Source organism: Gottfriedia acidiceleris, from assembly GCF_023115465.1.
In the GTDB taxonomy this organism is placed as follows: Bacteria; Bacillota; Bacilli; order Bacillales; family Bacillaceae_G; genus Gottfriedia; species Gottfriedia acidiceleris_B.
Genome location: NZ_CP096034.1, coordinates 2,575,569 through 2,597,244 on the forward strand (window position 1 = coordinate 2,575,569; position 21,676 = coordinate 2,597,244).

19 protein-coding genes and 1 pseudogene are annotated in these 21,676 nt (G+C 32.3%); 2 read left to right on the forward strand and 18 right to left on the reverse strand.

Annotated elements, in window-relative coordinates; genetic code table 11:
* Nucleotides 1-126: 126 nt before the first annotated feature.
* The 7 genes from MY490_RS12295 to MY490_RS12325 form a co-directional block, all read right to left on the reverse strand.
* Nucleotides 127-1,290, reverse strand: coding sequence for an acetylornithine transaminase (locus tag MY490_RS12295; RefSeq protein WP_248265981.1), 1,164 nt, complete (start codon nucleotides 1,288-1,290; stop codon nucleotides 127-129).
* A complete protein-coding gene (gene argB, locus MY490_RS12300; protein ID WP_248265982.1) occupies nucleotides 1,283-2,053 on the reverse strand; it encodes an acetylglutamate kinase in 771 nt (256 codons plus the stop codon). Before argB ends, MY490_RS12295 begins: the two co-directional genes overlap by 8 nt.
* Nucleotides 2,054-2,067: 14 nt before the next feature.
* Nucleotides 2,068-3,291, reverse strand: a complete 1,224-nt coding sequence (gene argJ / locus MY490_RS12305) for a bifunctional ornithine acetyltransferase/N-acetylglutamate synthase (RefSeq protein WP_282439795.1) — start codon at nucleotides 3,289-3,291, stop codon at nucleotides 2,068-2,070.
* A gap of 13 nt (nucleotides 3,292-3,304) precedes the next feature.
* A complete protein-coding gene (argC, locus tag MY490_RS12310; RefSeq protein WP_248265983.1) occupies nucleotides 3,305-4,336 on the reverse strand; it encodes an N-acetyl-gamma-glutamyl-phosphate reductase in 1,032 nt (343 codons plus the stop codon).
* Between the two features lie 178 nt (nucleotides 4,337-4,514).
* Nucleotides 4,515-5,735: a phospholipase D-like domain-containing protein gene (locus tag MY490_RS12315; RefSeq protein WP_248265984.1), complete on the reverse strand. Its 1,221-nt coding sequence runs from the start codon at nucleotides 5,733-5,735 to the stop codon at nucleotides 4,515-4,517.
* 182 nt (nucleotides 5,736-5,917) lie between these two features.
* Nucleotides 5,918-6,496, reverse strand: coding sequence for a TetR/AcrR family transcriptional regulator (locus MY490_RS12320; RefSeq protein WP_432707008.1), 579 nt, complete (start codon nucleotides 6,494-6,496; stop codon nucleotides 5,918-5,920).
* A gap of 29 nt (nucleotides 6,497-6,525) precedes the next feature.
* Nucleotides 6,526-7,557 carry an alpha/beta fold hydrolase gene (locus MY490_RS12325; protein WP_248265986.1) on the reverse strand — a complete coding sequence of 344 codons (1,032 nt, stop codon included), beginning with the start codon at nucleotides 7,555-7,557 and terminating at the stop codon, nucleotides 6,526-6,528.
* Between the two features lie 304 nt (nucleotides 7,558-7,861).
* Between MY490_RS12325 and MY490_RS12330 the strand changes: the two genes are divergently transcribed.
* Nucleotides 7,862-8,704 (forward strand): hypothetical protein, encoded by an 843-nt coding sequence (locus tag MY490_RS12330; RefSeq protein ID WP_248265987.1) that lies wholly within the window; start codon nucleotides 7,862-7,864, stop codon nucleotides 8,702-8,704.
* 606 nt (nucleotides 8,705-9,310) lie between these two features.
* Here the strand turns inward: MY490_RS12330 and MY490_RS12335 are convergent.
* A complete protein-coding gene (locus MY490_RS12335; protein ID WP_248265988.1) occupies nucleotides 9,311-9,736 on the reverse strand; it encodes an SRPBCC family protein in 426 nt (141 codons plus the stop codon).
* Nucleotides 9,737-9,960: 224 nt separating this feature from the next.
* Here MY490_RS12335 and MY490_RS12340 point away from each other — a divergent pair, with 224 nt between their 5' ends.
* Complete coding sequence (locus MY490_RS12340; protein WP_248265989.1) at nucleotides 9,961-10,131, forward strand: hypothetical protein; 171 nt, start codon at nucleotides 9,961-9,963, stop codon at nucleotides 10,129-10,131.
* A 489-nt stretch (nucleotides 10,132-10,620) separates the two neighbouring features.
* Here MY490_RS12340 and MY490_RS12345 read toward each other — a convergent pair whose 3' ends face one another.
* The 10 genes and pseudogenes from MY490_RS12345 to MY490_RS12390 form a co-directional block, all read right to left on the reverse strand.
* Complete coding sequence (locus MY490_RS12345; RefSeq protein ID WP_248265990.1) at nucleotides 10,621-11,049, reverse strand: SMI1/KNR4 family protein; 429 nt, start codon at nucleotides 11,047-11,049, stop codon at nucleotides 10,621-10,623.
* 224 nt (nucleotides 11,050-11,273) lie between these two features.
* A complete protein-coding gene (locus MY490_RS12350) occupies nucleotides 11,274-12,044 on the reverse strand; it encodes a 3-hydroxyacyl-CoA dehydrogenase (RefSeq protein ID WP_248265991.1) in 771 nt (256 codons plus the stop codon).
* A 29-nt stretch (nucleotides 12,045-12,073) separates the two neighbouring features.
* Nucleotides 12,074-13,225, reverse strand: a complete 1,152-nt coding sequence (locus MY490_RS12355) for a thiolase family protein (protein ID WP_248265992.1) — start codon at nucleotides 13,223-13,225, stop codon at nucleotides 12,074-12,076.
* Nucleotides 13,226-13,254: 29 nt separating this feature from the next.
* Entirely contained in the window at nucleotides 13,255-14,403 is a 1,149-nt protein-coding gene (locus tag MY490_RS12360) for an acyl-CoA dehydrogenase family protein (protein WP_248265993.1), read from the reverse strand.
* A 187-nt stretch (nucleotides 14,404-14,590) separates the two neighbouring features.
* The gene (locus MY490_RS12365; RefSeq protein ID WP_248265994.1) at nucleotides 14,591-15,595 is read right to left on the reverse strand and encodes a zinc-dependent alcohol dehydrogenase family protein; all 1,005 of its coding nucleotides are present in this window, start codon (nucleotides 15,593-15,595) and stop codon (nucleotides 14,591-14,593) included.
* An 847-nt stretch (nucleotides 15,596-16,442) separates the two neighbouring features.
* Nucleotides 16,443-17,291, reverse strand: coding sequence for a DegV family protein (locus tag MY490_RS12370; RefSeq protein WP_248265995.1), 849 nt, complete (start codon nucleotides 17,289-17,291; stop codon nucleotides 16,443-16,445).
* A gap of 207 nt (nucleotides 17,292-17,498) precedes the next feature.
* Entirely contained in the window at nucleotides 17,499-18,074 is a 576-nt protein-coding gene (gene leuD, locus MY490_RS12375; RefSeq protein ID WP_248265996.1) for a 3-isopropylmalate dehydratase small subunit, read from the reverse strand.
* A complete protein-coding gene (gene leuC / locus MY490_RS12380) occupies nucleotides 18,052-19,446 on the reverse strand; it encodes a 3-isopropylmalate dehydratase large subunit (RefSeq protein WP_248265997.1) in 1,395 nt (464 codons plus the stop codon). The genes leuD and leuC overlap by 23 nt, the downstream gene beginning before the upstream one ends.
* Entirely contained in the window at nucleotides 19,443-20,510 is a 1,068-nt protein-coding gene (leuB, locus tag MY490_RS12385; protein ID WP_248265998.1) for a 3-isopropylmalate dehydrogenase, read from the reverse strand. Before leuB ends, leuC begins: the two co-directional genes overlap by 4 nt.
* Before the next feature lie 41 nt (nucleotides 20,511-20,551).
* Nucleotides 20,552-21,673, reverse strand: a pseudogene (locus MY490_RS12390) (2-isopropylmalate synthase); the annotation flags it as partial.
* Nucleotides 21,674-21,676 lie beyond the last annotated feature (3 nt).

Consider the following 21,676-nt stretch of genomic DNA (forward strand, 5'->3'; position numbering starts at 1 on the left):
ATTCCATTATCTAAAAAATAAATTCAACTTTCAATCTATTTTTACAATTAAAGCAGAAAGACCTAAATAATAAAAAGGCATCATGGTCTAGGTCCATGAATGCCTTCTAGTCAAAAAACACTATTTTCATTTAACTTGGCTATCTAAAAAAATAGAAGAAAGAACTTGTTTCATTATTTGGATTGCTTCATCTATTTCTGCGTATGATAGATTGATTGGCGGTAATAATCTTAATACATTAGGACCTGCAGTACCAACGATCAAACCATTCTTTAAAAATTGCTCTACTAGTTGATCCACTGATTGATTTATCTCGATACCAACCATTAATCCTTTACCTCGAATTTCTACTATTTGTGGAAACTCTTCTTTTATTTCGGCTAATTTATCAAATAAATACTGTCCTTTATCTTTTACACTATTTAAAAAATGCAAATCATTAATAATATTGATTGTTTCAAATGCAACCGCCATTGCTAAATAATTTCCGCCAAAAGTTGAACCATGCGCACCTAACGAGAATGTTTTAGCTAGATTGTTTTTACCGAGCATTGCTCCAACTGGAAAACCATTCCCTAAACCTTTGGCTAGCGTAATAATATCTGGATTTAGTGGAGTTTGTTCATAGGCAAACATTGTTCCTGTTCTGCCCACTCCGGTTTGTACTTCATCAACAATGAGTAATAATTCATGTTTTTTACAAAGAGCTTGAACCCCTTCAAAAAAATCATTATTACCAACAATTACACCACCTTCACCTTGGATTACCTCTAAAATAATTGCTCCAGTATTTTCATTAATTTCATTTTGTAAAGCATTCAAATCATTATATGGTACATATGTAAAGCCACTTAACATTTCGCCGTATCCTTCATGGATTTTAGACTGACCTGTAGCTGCCATTGATCCAAAAGTACGTCCATGAAAGCTTTGCTTAAAACTGATTATATGAGATTTACCTGAATGTTTTCTTGCTAATTTTATAGCTGCCTCATTCGCTTCCGTACCACTATTACAGAAAAATACTAATCCATCCTTAAAGCTTTTTACTAAAATTTTAGCTAACTCTTCTTGTTTTTTTATTGTAAATAAATTTGATACGTGCCAAATCGATTCTACTTGTTCTTTTAGTGCATTTACAACTTTTGGATGACAATGACCTAAGTTACAAACAGCAATTCCACTTAAAAAATCTAGGTACTTGTTATTTTCGTCATCATATAGGTAAGTACCTTTTCCAGTTTGAAAATTAATTGTTTTTTTATTATAAGTTGGGAATAAATTACTCACTTAACACAACTCCTTTTGTAAATACTGTACCGTTAATCGTTCCATTTTCATTTAAGAAATTCTCTCCTACAATAGCCACTGAATTTACGACATTTAATGCATTTAAGGCACTTGTAACTTTAGGAATCATTCCACCGTAAATTGTTTTTTCATCTATTAATTTCTCAACTTCACTAGGCGTAATCTTTTCAATCAATTTTTGTTCTAGATCTAAAACACCATTTGTATTTGTTATAAAGCAGAGTAGTTCCGCATTCATTGCCTTGGCAATACTTTTTGCCGCTTCATCTGCGTTAATATTATACTTTTGGCCAATTTTATCCACCCCAACAGGAGAAATAACTGGTATATAATCATTGTTAAGTAGTAAATTTAATAGATTCGTATTTACATCTTCAATTTCTCCAACCCAACCTAATTTTCCTTTATTATAAAGTGAAGCTTCCAGTAATAGATTGTCACATCCTGATAGACCAATCGCTTTAATATTATATTGATTACAAATAATCGTTAAATCTTTATTAATTTTTCCATTTAGCACATATTCTACAATTTCTAAAACTTCGGATGAAGTCTTACGAATACCATCTTCCATTTCTACCGGAATTGCAAACTTTAATAATAAGTTATTTATAAGTGGTCCCCCTCCATGAACAAGGATGACTTTTTTACCACTCTTTTTTAATTGATTTATATTTTCAAAGAATGTATTTGATAAGTTATGGATTAAACTACCACCAAGTTTAATAACTACTGTTTCCACTGTTTAATTCCTCCTTATGTGCGATAGCTTGCATTTATTTTCACATAATCATAAGTTAAATCGCAGCCCCACGCAGTACCAAGTGCATCTCCTTCATGTAAATGGACATCAATATAAATAATCTCATTTTTCAAAGCAATTTTAGCCTCTTCTTCATTAAACTCAACTGGTTTACTACCAAATAATACCGTAACACCATTAATGGAAACATCGATTTGATTAAATTTTCCTTCGACCCCGCTATATCCAATCGCACCAATAATTCTTCCCCAGTTAGCGTCTTCTCCATAAACAGCTGTTTTTACTAAATTTGATCCGACGATCGTTTTAGCAATTTGATTTGCATTTGTTTGGCTTGAAGCTCCATTTACATTTACTTCAATTAACTTAGTTGCGCCTTCACCATCTCTAGCAATCTTTTTAGCTAAGTCTTCACAAACTAATTGAAATGCAGATACAAAATTAGCCCAATCTGGATGACTTTTAGTTAATTCCTCATGTTCAACAGCTCCATTTGCCATAACTAAAACCATATCATTTGTTGAAGTATCTCCATCAACTGTAATTTGGTTAAATGTCTTATCTGTCACTTCTTTTAATAAGGTTTGTAACTGTCCAGAATTAATCGTAGCGTCAGTTGTCACAAAACCAAGCATAGTTGCCATATTTGGATGAATCATTCCAGAACCTTTTGCAGACCCAGCAATCGTTACGATCTTTCCGTCAATCAATACTTCATAACAAGTCGTTTTTATAACAGTATCTGTCGTTAAGATTGCATGACCGAAATCTTCTCCATCTTCCAACTTATTACCGAGCGTTAATTTCTCAATGCCGCTCTTTAATCGATCCATTTTTAAATATTCACCGATGACACCAGTAGATGCGATTGCGACTAAATGTTCTGGTAGATTAAGGTGATCAGCACACCATGCTCTCATCAAATAAGCATCATCTTCTCCCTTTTTACCTGTACATGCATTTGCACAACCACTATTTACTAAAACTGCTTGAAGCTTATTACTATATGCAATACTCTTTTTTGTAATCGCAATTGGTGCAGCTGGAAATAAATTTAATGTATAAACTGCCGCAACTGATGCTAGTTTCTCGGAATAAATTAATCCTAAATCTTTACGTTTATAACGTAGTCCAGCATGAACTCCACTAGCATAAAAACCGTTTGGTGATGTAATTGTTCCATTTATTTTTTTTATATTCTTCTCTTTTGTTATCAACTTTTATCTCTCCTTATGGAAATATTGGTGTAAATTGTAAACCTGTTTCATCTGGCAAACCTAACATTAAATTCATATTTTGAATTGCTTGCCCAGCCGCTCCCTTAACAAGGTTATCAATGACAGAAACGATTGTGATTCGATTTGTACGTTTGTCGTAAGTAGCATATAAATCACAAAAATTTGAACCATAAACATCTTTTGTACAAGGTATTCCGTCTCTTACTCTCACAAAATAGGAATCTTCATAACTATGGTTATAGATTTCTTTCAATTCTTCGTTACTAATTTCACGAGTTGAAGTAACATAAATTGTTGACAAAATCCCTCTTGTCATTGGTATTAAATGTGGTGTAAAAGTTATAAAATCCTGTGTTGAATCGATTGATCCAATAAATTGTTCAATTTCAGGTATATGTTGATGTCCAGTAATTTTATAGGCTGTTAAATTTTCATTTCGATTCATAAATTGAGTCGTTTGATTAGCCGTTTTGCCAGCACCAGAAATTCCAGATTTAGCATCTACTATAATTGAATTTTTCTGCACAATTCCTGCCTTTAATAATGGCGCGACTCCAAGTAGCGTTGCTGTTGGATAACATCCCGGATTTGCTATATTATTTGATTGTTTGATCGCTTCTCGATTAAGTTCAGATAGTCCGTATGTAAATTGATTCGTTTTTGAAAAACAAGGATGTGTATGTTTATACCATTTTTGGTATGCTTCTTCTTTTTTTAATCGAAAATCTCCTGATAAATCAATCAGTTTTGTTTGCGAAAAATCGATTTCTTCTATTAATTCACTACTAATTCCATGCGGTGTAGCAAAAAATAAAATATCATTTTCGGAAACAGATTGATTTTTATTCCACTTTTTAATTGAACCACTAGTACTAGTAGCTAAATGTGGATAGTACGTAGAAAAATCTTCCGTATAATCTGATGTTGAATAAAAATTCATACCGCTTATTTCCGGATGCATTGATAGAAATCTAACGAGTTCTAGACCACCATATCCGGTTGCCCCCATAATACCGACTTTCATTTTAATATCCCCTTTTATAAAATTATATTCTTCATTATAATTATGAATAATTATAAAATCAATTGTATTTTTATAAATATTTGAAAATAAAAAAGATTAACCAATTTTCTTGATTAATCTTTCATTATTTTTTTATTGTATTCTTTAAATAAAAATACAGTACAACTAGTTTTTTACCCTATAAATAAAACTCAAATACTTTCGCTATTTTTTCTTTTATTCTTTCTTTAAACGGTAAATTTTTAATATATGTAGGTGTAATTTCAAAAGCCTGATTAAATACATCAGCTAATTCTGGTTCTACTTGTTTGATAAATTGTTGATCATATATATAACAATTCAATTCATCAGTTAAGTGAAATGACCGGGAATCAAAATTTGTAGTACCAATCATTAGTACTTTATCATCAATTTTAACTACTTTACCGTGAAAAATACCTTTTTTAAACCCATACACTTTTATGTTATTTTTCCAAGCTTGCCTTATATATGGAAATGCTGCTTGTTGTACTAGAAGTGCATCAGACTTATGAGAATATAGTATTTTTACATCAATTCCTCTATTTGCTGCATCTAATAAAGAATCCCAAATCACTTTATTATTCGGTATAAAATAAGGAGAATAAATAGTTATAGACTTTTTTGCCTGTTTAAACAATTTACTATATTCTTGCTCAATTCCTATTTTAGTATAAGAAACAAATTGGTGCTGGCTTCTCCCAATTTTTTTACTGATCTCCATTTGAGTAATTTTTTGGTCTGAATTTTTTCTCCAATCGTGCACAAATTGCTTTTCTAACCCTTCAACACCGCTACCTACTAATCTAAGCTGAACATCTTCCCACGGTTTTAATCCCTTTTTTTCATCTATATACTTTTTACCTATATTAAACCCACCAATATAGCCAATTTCCCCATCAATAATCGTCATCCTACGGTGATTTCTGTTATTAATCGATGCAAAAAAATAAGATAACTGCGGTTTATTAAAATAGGTAAAATGTACTCCATGATCGATTAAAGATTTTCTTTCTTTCCGTTCTAATAAAATTCCACCAAGACGATCAACAGCATAATAAACTGGAATTCCTTCATCACTCTTCTTTTTTAAGACATTTAAAAATTCATGTGAAACACGGTCATTAGAAACCGAAAAAAAGTAGATATGCACTTCCTTTTTTGCATTCCTAATATCATGAAATAATTGGTTATTTAACTTCCTTCCGTTCGTAAAAATCGACAGATCACTATGGCCCATTGGATACGATATTGGCTTTTCAGCAAAAATATTCTTTTTTTGAGCTTTCTCCATTTCAATCTCATTTAAAGCAAATAATATGACCAATAGTGAAAATAGGAGTACTAAAGTTTTAAATATAAATTTTAATATTTTTTTCATAGATTCCTCTTACTAGGTTTGGCATAAGAGTATTTTTTGAAAAAAATGACTTAAATATCCATATTTATTTTAATTATGGAACTTTTTTTCAATAGGAACTTTTAAATTAAAAAGTTGATTTTTTGGCCTAAATAAAAGGCTGTCTAATTAGACAACCTTTTAGAGAATTTTAATTTTATCAATTAAGCCTTTAACATTTTCATCAAAAAATCAGTAGTAGGTAAACCAAATTTATTATCAACTAGATCTTGAATCGTTAAACTACTTATCACATTGAAATACCATACTAATATTTTTCTTGGATTTTCCTTTATGAACTCACCACTTTCTTGTCCTTTTATAAATATTGGAATTAGTAAATCAATTAAATAATCAGGTGAGTATTTTGATAATAATTCAGTCACTTTTTCTGGTACTTCGTTGTTTTTCCTCGCTTGTTGGATGATCATAAATGCATACTTATGATTTTCGTCTAACATTTTTTCTGTTAATAATTCTAATAGTTGGTAAGGAGTTCCTTGGAAAAACTGCAATGAACTTAACTCACTTTTAGACTCAATCATTAATCCTTCAATAATTTGAAAAAATAATTCTGCTTTTGATTGAAAATGGCGAAAAATTAAACCTTCACTAACATTTGCTTCAGTAGCAATTACACTTGTTTTCGTATTTTTATAACCATTCAATGCAAAAATTTTCAAAGCAGATTGTTTTATAAGTACCTTTCGATCAGTTTGTTGATTATTATTTTTTTGTAACAACTTACTCACTCCAATTTATCCATTCTTTCTCAATTATTAATAGCTAATGGCCTTACTCTATTTATTAATTCTTGTAAAAACTGCTCAGGTCTAGCAAAGCAAGCTAAATGTCCAGCGTTATTTATATAAATAAATTCTTTTAAAGGTGCTTCGATTTTTTGCAAAAATCGTTCTGCATTTTTGGTAGGAGTTATAATATCATTATCTCCTTGAAAAATAAAGAAAGGAATTGAAAATACTGTTCCTAACCGTCCATAATTAAAATTCATAAGTTCGTTAAACAATTGTTCCCCCGAAAATTTCATCCCTTTAAAAATATCCAATAGATCATTAATAGTATGTTGTGGTGATGAAAGCATTGAAGGCAAAATAAGGTCCATTACCATATTAGGAACATTTTTTATTGATTTTACTACTATCTGATTTCTTTTATCATAATCTTTTTGCGTCCATTTTGTCTGATCTGGTCCTAGTTCTTTAAATTTCTTTAGTCTCCTCTTATTCCCTTGCTCAGACAAGGCATCAATAGCCAATTGATATGCAATATTTTCATAATCAAAACAGTTTTGATCAGTCCCCACATACGCATAAAAGAGATTTGGCCTTTCCTTAATCATTAATGTAGCTATAAGACTACCGACGGAACTTCCAACCAAAATAATTTTTTCTTTTTCAAGTTCATTACAAATAAGATTACTTAATTCAATTCCATCTTCTGCCAACTGGTTAAATGTAATTTTACCACAGCCTTCTTTCCCATTCCTTTTAAAAGTTTTTCCTGCACCTCGCTGATCCCATTGAACAATGGTAAAATGCCTTTCCCAAGGACGTATTATAGGACTAAAAATAGTATAAGTTGAGGCAGGACCACCATGAATCAATAAAAGAATAGGGTTTCTTCTATCTTCCCCTCGAATTGTAATCCATTGATCAATCCCCCCAATCGTTACATACTTTTCTTCATTGATCATATATTCAGTATAAATTTCTAACTTCTTTTCATTTTTTCTTTGATTAAATTGACGAAAAAAGATATCGGGTAAAATATTGGATTTTGTCATTAAGAGTTTTTCCTTTCTAATATCTTCTCGCTAGTGAGTGAGTGAGTTACTCACTAATAATATATTATGCATCTTGGTCTGTCAATTCTACTTAGAGGATAAAAAAACAGTTGGAGAACCTCAATTTTACATTTAATCCATACCTAAATTAAGATAATTATTTGTTAATTATGTTTGATGAGGTATGAATAAAGCCCTAAAAAACTAATCCTTTTATATTTCCAAATTTTTATTAGCTTTTTTTTCTAAAAATAACACAAAATAGATGTTATTAATTACTAAACATCGGAGTTGATTTTTAGCTGTGAAAAAAGTTTGTTTTATTCTTATCTTATTCCTTTCATTAATTTGCTTTGTAGATTTTACTTACGCAACAACAAACGAACCAGTACTCACCCCAATTAGCTTTCAAATAGAAATTCAGGATTGGGAAGCTGTTAACAAAATAATCCCAAAATACTCGTTGTTCACTGTAATCGATGTAGAAACTGGCAAGAGCTTTAATGTACAAAGAAGAGCTGGTAGTAGGCATGCAGATGTTCAGCCATTAACAAGAGAAGATACAAGGATAATGAAGGAAATTTACGATGGGAACTGGAGTTGGAGAAGAAGGGCTGTATTAATTTTAGCTGATGAAAACCTTATCCCTGCGTCCATGCACGGAATGCCACATGGTGGAGGTTCGCTTCCAAACGGTTTCTGTGGTCATTTTTGCATTCATTTTATGGGAAGCACGACACATCGGACAGGTAAAGCAGATTTATCTCATTATGTGATGATCCTTAAAGCCGCTGGAAAGATTAATGAATATATGAACAACCTACCACCTTCCCAACTGCTTAATGTATTATTCGTTTCTATTAAAAACCAAGATAAAGGCTTGGTTAAAAAAATAGCTATAAGTAATCAAAAAAACATTAAAAAAGATCTAAAGAAAATAAAAAAAATAGAAGCAATACAGTGGACTTTGTCCCAAACAAAGAGGTCTGGGTCATCTTCATTAGAAACTGAAGTCCCAGTTGAGGTTAATCTTTTTATAAAAGATAAGGGTCGGTTAAGGACCAAACTTTCTTTTACCTTGGTGAGAACGTCACCTATTTCTCCATGGAAAGTGAATATCGACCCTTTGTTTTCAATCATTAACTAGATCAAAATAATTAAAAGGGCTACCAAAGTAGCCCTTCTAATTCTGCATATGAATCCCTTAAAAATCTATACTTTTATAAATTACTATAATTTTGAAAACTGCCCTAAATATAGAAATAAATTATCGTGATTTTTATCAACCAAAAATAATCATATTCTCACTATTGAAACGATAATTTACTTTTATTTTATGTTACCATTTGCTTTACTTCCCTCAATAAAAAAAATAATGCTAAAATCAATAAACCGATTATTACCGTTATGATATGAAAAACCTAATTCTTTTCATCAGGAATATTGTCTTTTATAATTCCAAAACCTGCAATAAACGAATTTGTCCCAATAAAATAGTTCATTCCACTCCCGATTAAAATGTACTTATATGAATCATGTAATGAAATCTCAAAATGGAAGTAAATCTTTACTCGAGTTATAGATTGATAAGATACTGTTTATCCATATCCTCCATTTACTGGTCGTATTCATCCTTCCAATTATTAATCATATTTCTTTTCTTTGTTTAATTCTTTCTATTTTAGTTGTAAATATAATTCGAATAAGCAAAGAAAAGAGAATGATTCTAAAAAACCATTCTCTGTATTTCTAACTATCTTTTTGTTTGTTCGGCATATTTTTTAAAATTATCTAGAATTGCTTGCCATCCTTGTTGTTGAAATTCAACAGGATTAGTTGTTTCTGGATCGAATGTTTCAATTACTTCTGTTTCGTTTTCATTACCGCTAAATGTGATCTTAACCTTTCTTCCATCACCAAGTGTATATGCAATAACCTCATATTTTTTTACTTCATCATAAATCCCACCAAAGTCAAAACCAAAACTGCCATCTTTTGCTTCCATTCTTGAACGGAATTCGCCGCCAACGCGTAAGTCATTTTCTGCAATTGGTGTGTGCCAGTCGTCTGAAGCACTGTTCCATTTTTTAATATGTTCAGGTTCTGTCCAAATATCCCATACTTTTTCAATTGATGCTTTAATAGTTGCTTTTACTGTTACTTTTTCTGATGTTTCCATTTCAATACCGCCTCTCTTGATACTAATATATTTATACAATAGCCAATTTGTGGCTTGCTATATTGTATACGATTTCAAAAAATCATTCTATCTATTCATTTTTTTGTTTTCTATCACTGTTTTTAGACTACCATAACAGGTTTAATTTATTTAATAAAATATATAATTTAATGGGTAAAATATAAAGGGTTAATCAGAGAAGTGCAAAGAAAGGATGGGTGAAGATGGAGAATTTAGAAAAAAACTCCCCTAAAACAAGCATTAATTGTCCAAACTGTAATTCAACCATTTCCAAAAATGACGAAAATGGAAATATTAGTGATGAAATTCAAGAACATTATTTATATGAGTGCCCAAATTGTGGAAAACCAGAACTTTTTTATAATAAAAAGTAGTTTTAAAAACGACTCTATTGAGTCGTTTTTTCAAACTAATGTACTTCGTTAGTTTGTGAATAAGAAAATTAAAATATTAAACCTTAATCTTAATTTCATTCATTTGTTTTCATTTTCTTCAGTATTAAATAAATCAGTTAAAGGATTTTGGATTGAACTGAAATATGTTGAAAACAAATTAAGAATCCCTACAACGAATAAGATCCAACCAAAGCCTCTCAGTATAACAGTCCAACAAAATTAGTAAAATAAGTTAGAGTTACAATTATAAGACCAAATATTATGTACATTGCACTGACTGGATTTTTCATGTTTATTTCTCCTATATATATATATGTAATTTCATTTTTATTTTATCATAAAGTAAAAAAATGGTAATCAATCAAAAGACTCATGAACACTTCACTTCTTAATGCAACTAATCTGCCATTTTCTAAACAGAAAAAAGCCCCTTTTAGTATTTTTTGAGTATCATATGCTTTTGTTCAATTATATACTTATTGTCCCATCATTCCACCATACTAAGAATTCCTCGAAACAAGGAGCAATCCATGTACGACTATCGTCCTCATGATTCCAAACGAATATATTATTACTTTGAATGTCACCATTAACAATAGAGAAACCGAATAAGTCTCCATTACCTGCATCACCAAAAAATAATAAACAGTCGAAAGGCATATATGTATCCTTAAAGACCTCATCAGTTCTTCGATCAACATTTTCTTCTATTATTTCTTTTGTAGACCAAATTCTTACCCCTTCAATATCAATACCATCAGATTCTTTAAGAAAGTTGACTAGTTGGTTCGGTAGTTCAAGATTGAATTTAACTTGAATTTCTTCTATTTGTTTTTGAGTTGCAGGCTCATTATATTCAGCTTCTTCAAAAATATTTTTTATTAAGTCTTTCCACATACATTTCATACCTTCTTATACAAATTTTATTCCAAATTATAGCATTGGTTATTTTACTGAATTGCCTTTTAAAGCACTAGAAAATGCTGTAAATAGAAACAAGCATATGATATTGAACGAATGCACTACGTTTTTCTATCATTTAAAACAACTACTAATACCAAACTTAAACAAAAAAAACAGGAGAACAAGTTAACCTGTTCTACCTGCCTCTCATGTAACCCTTATTTTGGCTGCATACGAATTGCACCGTCTAAACGGATTACTTCACCATTTAACATTGGATTTTCAACAATGCTTTTCGCTAAGTGTGCGTATTCTGAAGGCTTACCAAGACGTGATGGGAATGGAACCATTTTTCCTAATGATTCTCTAGCTTTTTCTGGTAATACATCAAACATTGGTGTTTCAAATATTCCAGGAGCAATACTCATCACTCTGATCCCGTATCTTGATAGATCTCTAGCAATTGGTAATGTCATTCCAGCTACTGCACTTTTTGATGCACCGTAAGCTGCTTGACCCATTTGGCCATCAAATGCTGCTACTGAAGCGGTGTTAATAATAACACCTCTTTCACCAAATTCATTTGGTTCATTGTTAATCATTTGTTCAGCTGCTAAACGAATAACGTTAAATGTACCAACTAAGTTTACATTAATGATTTTTTGGAAAGATTCTAATGAATGAATTCCGTCTCTTTTAATTACTTTTTCAGCTAATACAATTCCTGCACAGTTTACTACTGTATTAAATGAACCATATTTAACTAAAACATTACTGATTGAATTTTTTACGCTCTCTTCTGAAGATACATCTGTTTTTTCAAAACATACATTTTCTTCACCTAATTCAGAAATTAAGCTAGCAGCTCTTTCTTCATTTAAATCGAAAATAGCAGCTTTCCCACCATTTTCTACGATCATTCTAACTGTACCTGCACCTAGACCTGATGCTCCACCTGTAACGATTGCTATACTATCACGAATATTCATTTTTAAATCCCCCAGTTTGTTGTTGGTTATTAATTTAATCTCTCAATAATTGTTGCATTTGCCATACCATGGCCTTCGCAGATCGCTTGTAATCCAAAACGTCCGCCTGTTTTCTCTAATGCATTACACAAAGTAACCATAACCCTTGCACCACTAGCACCAAGTGGGTGACCTAATGCGATCGCTCCACCGTGTATATTTAATTTTTCAAATGGTACATTTAATTCTTTTTGCCATGCTAAAGGAACAGCGGCAAATGCTTCATTTATTTCAAACAAATCGATTTGATCAATTGTTAAACCACATTTATGTAGAACTTTTTGAGTTGCTTGAATTGGCCCTGTTAACATTAATTGAGGGTCGGATCCTACTACCGTTCTCCCAATAATTCGAAACTTTGGCTTAAATCCTAATTGATGAGCTTTTTCTTTGCTCATTAAAAGTAGTCCTGCTGCTCCATCACTAATTTGACTTGCGTTTCCAGCAGTAACTGAACCAGTTTCAGTAAAAGCTGGTCTTAAAGTAGATAATTTCTCAATAGAAGAGTTTTCTCTTGGTCCTTCATCTTTCGTAACTTTAACAAACTCACCTTCTTGATTCGTAACAGAAACAGCAACAATTTCGTCTTCAAAATAGCCTTGTTTCATTGCTTTTAATGCTTTTTGATGGCTTTTATAAGCAAATTCATCTTGCTCACTTCGACTGATATTCCATTTCTCATTTATACGTTCTGCTGAGATCCCTTGGTTAAAGTCACCAAACATATTCGTTAGTTTTTCATTCCATTTTGATCCTTTTAAATTCGAAAACATAGGTACACGTGTCATACTTTCAACACCAGCTGCAATGACTATGTCCATATCTCCACTTAAAATAGCTTGTGATGCAAAATGGACAGATTGTTGACTTGATCCGCATTGTCGGTCAATTGTAACACCAGGCACTTCAATTGGTAGACCTGCTAATAAAGAAGCAACCCTACCAATATCACCAGCCTGTTCACCAATTTGAGTAACACAACCCATAATCACATCATCTATTTCTTTTGGATCAAATTCATTTCGACTTACTAATTCCTTTAGTACAATTGCAGCTAAGTCATCAGGTCTTGTTTCGCTAAAGCTGCCGCCTCTTTTACCAATAGGTGTTCTTAAAGCATCAACAATAACTACTTCTCTCATAAATTTGATCCTCCAATTCTAAGTTTGGATTAATTTAATCCCATTTGTTTTGCAATAATTGTCTTCATGATTTCATTTGTACCTGCGTAAATTGACATGATTTGAATATCTCTGAAACGTCTAGCAATCTCGTACTCTTCCATATATCCATATCCACCATGCAATTGAAGACACTCAGAAGCTACTTTTTTACCTAAATCGGTAATCCACCATTTTGCCATTGATACTTGCTTAACGACATTTACGCCTTCCATATGCTTATAAATTAAGTCCTCAATGAAAGTACGACCAATTTCAATTTCAGTAGCCAATTCTACAAGTTTAAATTGAGTATTTTGGAATCCAGCAATTGATTTTCCAAATGCTTTTCTACTCTTCACATACTCAGTTGTCACTTTCAGCATTTCTTCAGCTGAAACTAATGCTTCTAAAGCAACTACTAATCTTTCTTGCTGTAATTTTTCCATTAAGTAATAGAAGCCTTTTCCTTCTTCTCCTAATAAATTCTTTACAGGTACTTTAGCATCTTGGAAAATTAATTCAGCCGTATCTTGACTATGAAGTCCTACTTTATTCAATTTCTTTCCTCTAGAAAAGCCAACTGTATCTTTTTCGACAACTAGCAAGCTTATTCCTTTATGAGCAGGTCGAATTGTCGTATCAGTTTTAACTGCAATGATGATCAAGTCTGAGTGAATACCATTCGTAATAAACGTTTTCTCACCATTAACGATATAGTAATCCCCTTCTTTTACCGCAGTTGTTTTAATATTTGCTAAATCTGATCCAGCACCTGGTTCAGTCATAGCAACTGCACTAATATATTCACCTGAAATACATTTAGGTAACCATTCCATTTTTTGCTCTTCATTTGCATAAGCAGTCAAATAAGGTACAACAATATCATTGTGTAATGCTACACCAACTAAACTTGAACCAACTTTCTCAAGTTCCTCTATAATAATGACTGAATAGCCAAAATCTACACCTAACCCGCCATACTTTTCGTCAACATAAGGACACAAAAATCCTTCATTTCCTAATTTATCCCAGAATTCTCTAGGGATCATTTTATTTTGTTCCCACTCTTCATAGAATGGTACAGCTTCTTTTTGTAAGAACTTTCTAAGAGCCGTGCGGAAGATTTCATGTTCTCTAGTTAAGTAAGAATGTTTCATATTAAGCCCCCCAAAATAGTTAATCACTTCGTTAAAACGCTTACAATACTCAAAATACTAAATTTTTTAAATATTACATTTGTAATAATCATATGATGTTAATTGTAATTTATCAAGGAGCAAAAAAAAAAGAACTGAATAATTCAGTTCTTTTGATTGAAGACAAACTTGTAAAATACAATCCAAATTAACTAATTTTAACGGTAATCTTACCAAAATTATTTCCTTCACCCATTCGTTTTAATGCACTAATGACATCCGTAAATTCAAATGATTGATCAATGATTGGTTTAATTTTATGTTCTTCAAAAAATGCCAACATTTGTTCAAATTCTCTTGGACTTCCCATCGTAGTCCCTCTAATATCCATATTTTTAAAGAATAATTTCGGCAAGACTGTTTGAGGAACTGGTCCATTTGTTGCACCGAATGATACGATTCTTCCACCTTGAGCAGTCAAATCAATTAATTGATTAAATGATTCTCCACCAACTCCATCGATCGTAAGGTTTACAAATCCAAATTCTTTACGAAGTTTCTTATACCAATCCTTTTCTCGGTAATTAAAACCAGCAGTCGCACCTATTTCAATTGCCCTTTCAATTTTATCATTGCTACTAGATGTAACTAGTACTTTTGACCCGAATGCAACAGCAATTTGTAATGCATACAATGCTACCCCACTACCAATACCTGGAATCAATACTGTATCATTCTTTTGTAATTGACCACGTGTAATTAATGCTCTATATGCAGTAAGTGCTGCTAATGGAATTGCTGCAGCCTCTTCCCATGACAAGTACGCAGGTTTTTTATAAACATTTTCAACTGGTAGTTTAATAAATTCAGCAAATGTACCATTAGAAGGCATTCCAAGTACAGTGAATTCATCAGAATTGATATCGTCACGATCTCCCCAGTTTAAACTCGGGTTCATGATAACTTCATCACCTACAGTAAATCCCCTTACATCATCTCCAATAGCTTCAATAACTCCAGCACCGTCAGATCCTAAAATTCCATCTAATTTCATCCCTGGATACATACCGTGAGTTATAAAAAAGTCACGTCTATTTAATGAAGCTGCCTTTAACTTAATGACTACTTCATTCGGATGAACAGTACCAATCTCAACATTTTCCAATTTTAGTGACTCTGGCCCTTTAGTGTCTCTTAAAATATATGCTTTCAAATACATCACTCCATTTCATGAAAGAATTTAAATATGTAAAAAGACGATTAATAAATCTTACTCAATTTTTATTTTACCAAAAAAGTTAAATACGGTTTAGTAAAATGATTTAGGTAGGTTAGATTGAGGGGTATTAGGAGGGGGATTCTGGGTTTTATATGATTTAGTTTATAAGTTTTAAGAATGATTTTAGATTTTAATAGGATTTTGTTATACATTATCGATTAATTATGTAATTTTATTTTTATTCAATCAAATCCAGTACGTGAAATTCCTTTTAAATGCCCTGATTAGGGTGAGGAAAACAAAATGGATCGTTCTTCATAAAAAACTGAACATTATTTACAATGTACTTCTATTTTTGTTCTAATTGAAAGCATTTTAAAGAAGATTCTCTAGATTTTAAGCTTATTTTGAACGTTGCATACGGATTGTAGCTTCTAATTTGCAGTTTTGGGTATTTTGTTTGCATTTTTGCAGTTTTTTTTTGCAGTTGTTAAAAACCACAATCCACCATTAGTCCTTAATTATAGAATAATATCACCCTAGTTTTTCGACCGTTCTTTCCTATTGAAATAGTGGGAACTTAAACTTCTATCCTACTAAAATTAATTTCCACAGGAATAATCTACTGTGTTCAAAATAGTCTTAATTTTTTATTTAAAAATTACAAATTTTCTAATTTTTTTACACATCACTTTGTCAAAAGTTGTTTTATCATCAATAATCATGTCTCTTTATAAGTAGTAGAAATGTATTCTTATTTCCTATTAAACTATTTTTATTATATCCGTATATTTTTTTAAACAAAAAAACTCTCACCACTTTGAGAGTCGAATGAATTTTCTTATTTAGCTAGAAAAAAGATTCCTATTGCACTAGGACCAGTGTGAACGCCGACTGCTGAACCAACTGAGTTTTCTATGATCTGTTCACTACCAATTAGATCCTTTAATTGTTTAATAAATTGTTCGGTGGAATCATCTTTTACCCCATATACAACTCCAATATTTTTACTAAGTTCATCTTTTCGGATCTTAATTAATTCTAGCATTCGATTTAATGCTTTTTTTCGACCTCGTACTTTTTCAAGTGGTTTAAATTTTCCTTCGCTTACTTCCATAATCGGATTTATATTTAGCATGCCACCTAAAAATCCGGCAAACTTACCGACACGACCACCTCGTATTAAATATTGGAGGTCTTCTATCGTAAAAATATGTTGGATCTTATTTATATTGTGATTTAATTGATTCATTAGATTCTCAAATGATTCATTATTATTTAAGTCTTCTATTAACTCCAAAACTAATACACAAATTCCAAGTGAAACTGATCTAGTATCAATTATATGAATAGAGGCATTTGGATTGTTTTCTAAAATATCTAGTTTTACTAATTGTGCAAAATTATACGTACCAGATAAGTCACCAGAACAAGTAAGATAGACACAATTTTGATCTGTACTACACGATATTAAAGTTTGATAAATTGCATCATAAGAAGGTAAAGATGAAGTAAAGTTCTCTCCATTTTTCATTCTTTGCATTAACTCATGTGATTGTATATTTACTCCATCAAGAAACTCTTTTTCTAATTGATCGTAGACTCTTAATGGAATGACTGAAATATCGTATTTCTTCACTATATCAGCTGGAAGATCAGAAGAGCTGTCTACAATAATTTTTAGGTTCAAATTAATCACCTCTCTCTAGATTAATAATGTATTTAATCTTATTAAACAATAATCCAAATATTCAAACAACTACTTTTCATTTAAGTTAATTTTATCGACAAATTAGATTAAAAAAGGAGTAGCTTATTTATTTTCGTAATCTTCATGCTTGCAATTAAAAAGAAGTATCTCATAAGTAAGTTAACTTATAAGACACTTCTTTTTTAGTTATGCGTGTAATTTTTCATATTTCTCAATGTCATTTTCATATTTCATCGTAATCGCAATATCATCTAGGCCATTTAGTAATTTTTCTTTCCAAACAGGATCGATCGAAAAATCAAAGTTTCCAAATACCGTTTTAACGACTTGTTTTTCTAAATCCACTTCAATTTCTTGGTTCCCACTTAATGTAGATAATTGTGAGCGAATCTCATCATTTAAGACAATCGGGAGCATGCCATTTTTTATACAGTTATTGTAGAAAATATCTGCGAAGCTACCAGCAATAATAATCGTAAATCCATAATCATTTAACGCCCAAGGTGCGTGTTCTCTAGATGAACCGCAACCAAAATTTTTTCCACTTATTAAGATTGAAGCATTTTTTCGTTCCTCATTATTTAATGAAAAAGATTGATTAGGTGAGCGGTCATCATGATATCGCCATTCATCGAATAAAAATTCTCCAAAGCCAGTTCGTTCTATTCGCTTTAAATATTGTTTTGGAATAATTTGATCTGTGTCGATATTATCTAACATAATTGATACTGTTGTGCCTTTATGCGTACGTAACGGTTTCATTTGCTTGCTCCTTTCGAATATCAATAAAATGACCATGTACTGCAGCAGCTGCTGCCATTACTGGACTTACTAAATGTGTTCTTGCCCCTTTACCTTGTCTTCCTTCAAAGTTTCGGTTTGAAGTAGATGCACAATGTTCTCCAGCTGGCACTTGGTCTGGATTCATTGCTAGACACATCGAACATCCAGCTTCCCTCCATTCAAATCCTGCTTCGATAAAGACTTTATGTAGACCTTTTGCCATCGCTGCATTACGTACCTTTTTTGATCCCGGAACAACTAATGCACGCACATCAGATTTTACTTTCTTTCCTTTTAGATAATTTGCCGCTTCCTCTAAATCTGACAATCTAGAATTTGTACATGAACCGATAAATACATGTTGAACTGGAATCTCCTTTGGTGTGATTTCTGGCTTTAATCCCATATATTCATATGCTCTTTCGTAGTTCTCATCCTTGGCTTTTGGAAGGGCTTCATCAATTCTTACGCCCATTCCAGGATTTGTACCCCAAGTTACGTAAGGTGCAAGGGTTGCTACATCCACTTCGATTGTTTTATCAAATATTGCTCCCTCTTCTGTATATAATTTCTTCCATTCTATTAATTTTTCATCATATGAATTTACTGTATATTTTCGACCTTTTAGATAATCAAAAGTTTTTTGATCAGGAGCAACTAATCCTGCTTTTGCTCCTCCCTCAATCGCCATATTACATAAAGTCATACGTTCTTCCATTGACATATTTGTAATTGCTTCACCATAAAACTCAATGACATATCCAGTTCCCATCGATACACCATAAGTGGCTAGTAAATGAAGAATGATATCTTTAGCATATACACCTTTTGGAAGCTTACCATCAAGTTTCACACCCATTGATTTTGGCTTAACTTGCCATAAAGTTTGTGTTGCTAAAACATGTTCAACTTCGCTTGTTCCAATTCCAAAAGCTAAAGCACCAAATGCACCGTGGGTAGATGTATGACTATCTCCACAGACAATTGTTTTTCCTGGCTGTGTTAACCCAAGTTCTGGTCCAATTACATGGACAATACCTTGGTCCTCATCCGTAATATCTGCTAAAGGAATATTGAACTCTTGACAATTATTTCTTAACGTATCCATTTGTTGTTTGGCAATTAAGTCAGTGATGACTAATTGATTTTGTGTTGGTACATTATGATCCATCGTCGCAAATGTTAATTCTGGTCTTCTTACTTTTCGATTTGATAATCTCAATCCCTCGAAAGCTTGGGGAGAAGTAACCTCATGGACTAAGTGTAAATCGATATACAAAAGCTGTGGTTTACCTACTTCACCAGTTACAACATGATTTTGCCAAAGTTTATCAAACAATGTTTGTTTCATCGCATACTACCTCCAACTGTTTGAAATTGTAATTCCTTTATAACTTGTTCTGTAAATTCAATCGTTGAACTTTTACCACCTAGGTCACCAGTTAAATAGCCATTATTGATTGAATTAACAATCGCATTTTCAATCGAGTTAGCTTCATCATCTAAGTTAAAATCGCGAAGCATCATCGCCACTGACCTTAATATTGCAATTGGGTTAGCCTTATTTTGTCCAGCGATGTCTGGTGCTGAACCGTGAATTGGTTCATATAATGAAGGACCCTTGCCAGATCTACTTGCAGAAGGTAGCATTCCTAATGAGCCAGTTATCATCGAAGCTTCATCGCTTAAAATATCCCCAAATAAATTTTCAGTCACGATTACATCAAACCTTCTTGGGTTTCGAATTAGTTCCATCGCAGCTGCATCAACAAGAATATGCTCAACTTCTACTTCTGGATAGTTTGAACTTAATTCATTTACAATTTTTCGCCAAAGTTTACTAGATTCTAATACATTGGCTTTATCAACTGATGTAAGTTTGCCTTTTCTAGTTTTTGCTAACTCAAATCCATACTTTACAATTCGTTCAATTTCATCTCTAGTATAGGAAAGTGTATCGGTTGCTTCTTTTTCATTATGGAAACGAGGTTCAGAAAAATAAATTCCGCCTGTTAATTCTCGAACGACGACAAAGCTTACGTTTCTTACTTGTTCAGATTTTAAAGGAGAATGATTCACAAGTTCATCGTAAACATCAACTGGTCTAATGTTTGCGTATAAATTAAGTGATTTTCTTAACCTTAATAAGCCGCTTTCTGGTCGTTCAACACCTTGATCCCATTTTGGTCCGCCTACTGCTGCCAATAATACGGCATCCGAATTTAAACAATTATCTAATGTTTCTTTCGGTAATGAAGTGCCTGTTTCATCGATCGCGTGACCTCCGAATAAATTTGTTGAAAAAGTAAAGTCATGTTGATAAGATTGTGCAATCTGTTCTAAAACCTGTACTGCTGAATTCATAATTTCTGGTCCGATTCCGTCTCCTGGAAGACATGCGATCTTTAATTTCATTTTAGAACCTCCTTTTTGCTCCACTTACTAATAATGTTTATTAAATCTGCATCTGTAATGTCTTTTTTCGAATCTGTCAAAGCTTTAAATTGAATAAACGCTTCGTTTATAATTTCTGTTGAAAGGTTGAATCCAAGTTCTTTTAATCTATCAGTAAAAGCATGACGTCCTGAATGTTTCCCTAATACTAATGAATTTGTAGAAAGTCCAATTAATGAAGGGGGTATAATTTCATATGTTGTTGGTTCTTTTAGTACGCCATCTTGGTGAATACCTGATTCATGAGCAAATGCATTTGTACCAACTATTGCTTTATTCTTCTGGACAACCATACCTGTAAGACGACTAACAAGTTCACTTGTCTTCGTAATTTCTTGTAATCGTAAATTAGTATTTTTTCGGTAAACATCTTCCCTAATATGTAGTGCAACGGCTATTTCTTCTAGTGCTGCATTTCCTGCTCTTTCCCCAATTCCATTTACGGTGCATTCAACTTGGGTTGCTCCAGCCTGTATTGCAGCTAAAGAATTCGCTACTGCCATTCCTAAGTCATCATGACAGTGGCAAGAAAAAATGGCTTTATGATAAGACGGTACATTTTCTTGTAAATATTTAAATAGATCGTAATATTCTGAAGGACTTGTGTAACCGACAGTATCTGGAATATTAATGACATCTGCACCTGCTTTAATGGCAGTCTCTGCAAATTCTGCAAGAAATGCTCGATCAGTACGACATGCATCTTCAGCGGAAATTTGGACTTTTGGAAAAAAGGATTTTGCAAGCTGCACACAATGTTTAGCAGTTTCCAAAACTTCTAATCTCGTCATGTTTAATTTATATTTCATATGAATGTCACTTGTTGCAAGAAAAATATGAAGTCTCGGTTCTGCAGCATTTTTTAACGCATCCCATGCTGTTTTAATATCTGAATCCTTTGCTCTAGAAAGGCTTGAGACGGAGACAGAACGAATCTGTCTCGCAATCTCTTGAACACCTAAAAAGTCACCTTCTGAGGAAGCGGCAAAACCAGCCTCAATGATATCAACACCTAAAGCTTCTAGTTGTCTCGCAATTTCGAGCTTTTCAAATCGATTTAAATTAACCCCAGGAGATTGTTCGCCATCACGTAATGTTGTATCAAGAAACTGAATTTTACTCATTTT

Bases quoted from the DNA above. Each gene is read 5' to 3' on its own strand.
- argC (WP_248265983.1), bottom strand. From the start codon at position 4,336: ATGAAAGTCGGTATTATGGGGGCAACCGGATATGGTGGTCTAGAACTC.
- MY490_RS12315 (WP_248265984.1), bottom strand. From the start codon at position 5,735: ATGAAAAAAATATTAAAATTTATATTTAAAACTTTAGTACTCCTATTT.
- MY490_RS12325 (WP_248265986.1), bottom strand. From the start codon at position 7,557: ATGACAAAATCCAATATTTTACCCGATATCTTTTTTCGTCAATTTAAT.
- MY490_RS12335 (WP_248265988.1), bottom strand. From the start codon at position 9,736: ATGGAAACATCAGAAAAAGTAACAGTAAAAGCAACTATTAAAGCATCA.
- MY490_RS12340 (WP_248265989.1), top strand. From the start codon at position 9,961: ATGGAGAATTTAGAAAAAAACTCCCCTAAAACAAGCATTAATTGTCCA.
- MY490_RS12345 (WP_248265990.1), bottom strand. From the start codon at position 11,049: ATGTGGAAAGACTTAATAAAAAATATTTTTGAAGAAGCTGAATATAAT.
- MY490_RS12350 (WP_248265991.1), bottom strand. From the start codon at position 12,044: ATGAATATTCGTGATAGTATAGCAATCGTTACAGGTGGAGCATCAGGT.
- MY490_RS12355 (WP_248265992.1), bottom strand. From the start codon at position 13,225: ATGAGAGAAGTAGTTATTGTTGATGCTTTAAGAACACCTATTGGTAAA.
- MY490_RS12360 (WP_248265993.1), bottom strand. From the start codon at position 14,403: ATGAAACATTCTTACTTAACTAGAGAACATGAAATCTTCCGCACGGCT.
- leuD (WP_248265996.1), bottom strand. From the start codon at position 18,074: ATGAAACCGTTACGTACGCATAAAGGCACAACAGTATCAATTATGTTA.
- leuC (WP_248265997.1), bottom strand. From the start codon at position 19,446: ATGAAACAAACATTGTTTGATAAACTTTGGCAAAATCATGTTGTAACT.
- leuB (WP_248265998.1), bottom strand. From the start codon at position 20,510: ATGAAATTAAAGATCGCATGTCTTCCAGGAGACGGAATCGGACCAGAA.